The 3301-nt window shown below is 35.2% G+C and carries 2 protein-coding genes; one reads left to right on the top strand and one right to left on the bottom strand.

Annotated features, from left to right (window positions below):
* Positions 1–120: 120 nt before the first annotated feature.
* The gene (locus tag M901_RS02305; protein ID WP_021276548.1) at positions 121–1842 is read right to left on the bottom strand and encodes a transglycosylase domain-containing protein; all 1722 of its coding nucleotides are present in this window, start codon (positions 1840–1842) and stop codon (positions 121–123) included.
* 90 nt (positions 1843–1932) lie between these two features.
* Between M901_RS02305 and M901_RS02300 the strand changes: the two genes are divergently transcribed.
* The coding region (locus tag M901_RS02300; RefSeq protein WP_021276547.1) for a hypothetical protein at positions 1933–3301 on the top strand (1369 nt) is incomplete at its 3' end.

Genomic DNA, 3301 nt, shown 5'->3' with positions numbered 1-3301 from the left:
AGATGACAAGATAATTCTATCAAAATATGCAGTTTCTTACCCCAATTCTTTTACCTGAATAGAGGATGACATTTTGGAAAATCTTAAAAGAAGTTGTCGAACCATATAGGGGCAATGACTTTACTCGTTTCTATTTCCTTCATAACCTACCCAAATCACGAATAAATCATGACCATCAAAACCAATGAACCAGTTATCAAAACCGTTATTTGTAGTCCCTGTCTTTCCAAAAAAGTTCTGAGCTGCTAGCTGTTTCGAAACAATTCTTTTTATTGTCGTTTTGGTTGGATCAGCAAGAACTGATATGACACTCATCCCAGAACTGCATTCATTTTTAATGAAATCTAAGTATAGTCCATAAAGTTCTTGTACACTTAGCTCAACAGCCCCCAAGAGTTGGGCCGGATACTCACTTAAAGGGACTTTTAAAGTTGGAATCACCCTGAGTAATTCTGCCTCCATTTTATCAAAACCAATCTCTTGGGTAGCCTTGATAATGGGATTATTAAATGACTCTCTTAGTGCTCTTTTATAATTGATCTCTTTTTCTTCTATCTGATGAGATTCTCTAGGTGACCACTTTCCTGACTTTAACACCATTGTTAGTGGTTCCATATCAACAGTATCATCCATATCTAAGCCAAGTTTAACTAAGAAATTATAAAGCACCGGCTTAATTGTACTTCCAATCTGATGCCTTTCTTTTGTAATGGCCCTCTCAAGATCTCTTTCAAAACGTGAATAATATGTTGTTGTTTCCTCTCTATTTCCAAAGACCGCCTTGACCGATAAATTTTTATTCACATCAAGTTTTGAGGCCAAAAGTGATTTTGATTCGATAACTAATTTGTAATGTCTGTATTGATTTGATTTAATGGCAAGACTACTATTTATGTAGACCGATTCTAGATAATAATTTGAGTCGAGTTCTTTAAGTCTATTAACCCATTTATCCCAATCACCTTCATTCCATTTATCGTCACTTTGATAAAGACCCAAGTCACCAAGTTTCTTATAAATAAAGTTTGCTCTTTGCTTCAAACGCTCCGTTCTTCTAATAGGGTGATAATAATGTGGACCCTTTAACATCGATACTAGTATTGATGATTCGTAGGCACTTAAGCTTGCCAGAGCTTTACCAAAGTAAACATGTGATGCTGCTTGAACACCCTTGATTCTTATTCCCTGAAGAGCACCCCAGTAAACCTCATTAAAATACGTTCTTAAGATATCGCTCTTATCAAATCGACTTTCAATATAGATTGCCAAGATTGCCTCTTTCACTTTTCTTACGAGTGTTTTTTCATTCGAAAAGAAAAGGTTCTTCGCTAGTTGCTGCGTTAATGTCGATCCACCTTGAACAAATTTTCCGGCCTTAATATCTTGATAAAGAGCTCTTAAAATCGAGACAGGATCAACTCCAAAGTGATCAAGAAATCTATAATCTTCAATACCAATCAGACCCTTGCTCAGTAGTACAGGAATTTCAGGAAAGCTCACCTTATACTGAAGACAGCGATTTCGTTTACAATCATTTCTTTTTAATGTTTTCAGTTTAAAGTTTTCTACAACTTCATAGTCACTTTTAAATTTCTTTAGATTCTTATAGATATATTCATCGAATCTCTCATCATTCGAAAATTCTCTAAAATAATTAAATTCTGTAACTTTTAGAAGGCCACCTTCTTCAAAAGAAACATAGTTTTCTTCAGTATCAACCCTATTATATGTGATTGCCTCTGAAACACCTGAAGACGATATTACAGAATAGATATATGGAACTGCGCAACACACTCCAATTACAAATAATACTAATATAATCTTAGCAATGTTTTTTACCACTGCGTCACTTCCTTTATAAGCTTTTGACTTTAGTAGTTCTCATCTTATATTATTTCAGGGCGAAATATCTATAAAAGAGGTGAATAACACATGAAAAAACTATTACCTGTAACGCTTGCAGTTACAACTTTAAATATTGCTCATGCCCTACCAATTGATTGGCATGGAGAATTTCAATTCGATACAAATAGAATTGAAGAGTTTAGAAGAATTGATAGCACAACTGATTCAAGTTCAAGTACTGCTGGTTCACAAGAACTTCCATTAGGAAGTGGTGGAAAATCTAATGCTAGCTACCAAACATATGTCTTCAAATTAATCCCTGAAATTGTTGTTAATGATTCAACGACACTAACTGCTGTACTAACTTCTGGTTATGGTTATGGTGGAACTTGGGGAGATAGTGCAGACAAGAACAAAGGGACAGGAACAGCTGAAAACCCTAACGCTCTTTATTCTCACAGTACAGTTAGTGACAATAACATCAACCTAACTCAAGCTTATGCTACATTTTATGCAGACACGGCAACTTATACTCTAGGTCGATTTGCTACAGAATGGGCCCTTGGTGCAATTCACAATGCTGGTAACGACATGAATAGCCGCCATGCTACAATCAGAGATGGTATCAAGCTTGATTTTAAAATTGGTAATTTTAAAATTTCACCTTATATCGCAAAGATCTCTTCTGGTAACACACTTACGAAGACAACTCGTATTAAAGAATCTGGTGTTTCACTTCTTTACAACAACCTTGATCAAGAAATGAGTTTTGGTATTCTTTATGCGAAAAATAAAGCTTCTAATTTTGCTAGCCTAGAAGCAGATATTGATGGAGACACTCTTAATACAAGTCTTGGAAAGACAGACGTAAAAATTACTGACCTTTATTTCAAAAAGTCATTTGGTAAGTTTACAACAGAAATCGAAGTTCCATTCACTGACGGTGAAATTGGAAAGCTTTATTCAACAACAACTTCAGCTAAGTATAAGGCGAAAGCATTCCTTTTCCACAATACTTATGCCTATAACAATAACCACACATTTAAGTTCAACGTAGGTAAAGTGAGTGGTGACGCTGGTAATACTTCTTCTTACGAAGCTCTTTACCTCCACCCAAACTACCAAATTGCAAACTTACTATTTAGATACAACCTGAATGCAGTTTCAGACTCTTCTAATAATAGTATTTATGATTCTTACGTTACTAATACATTCTTCTTCAAGCTTTCTCATACATATGAGGCTGGAAAATGGAATTGGACTAACAGTGTAATCTGGGCAAAAGCCGAAGAAACAGCTAAGGCCGGTACTCAATCTTATGATCACGATTCAAACCGTATCTTCACTGCAAACTTTGATCAAAAAGATGATCTAGGAATCGAAATTGATTCTGATTTCACTTACAAATGGAATACTTCTGTAACTCTAGGGGGAAGTATTGGTTATCTAATGACTG

The organism is Bacteriovorax sp. DB6_IX (assembly GCF_000447775.1).
In the GTDB taxonomy this organism is placed as follows: Bacteria; Bdellovibrionota; Bacteriovoracia; order Bacteriovoracales; family Bacteriovoracaceae; genus Halobacteriovorax_A.
Note: the sequence above shows the minus strand (reverse complement) of the source record. Positions and strands in the feature narration are given on the sequence as shown.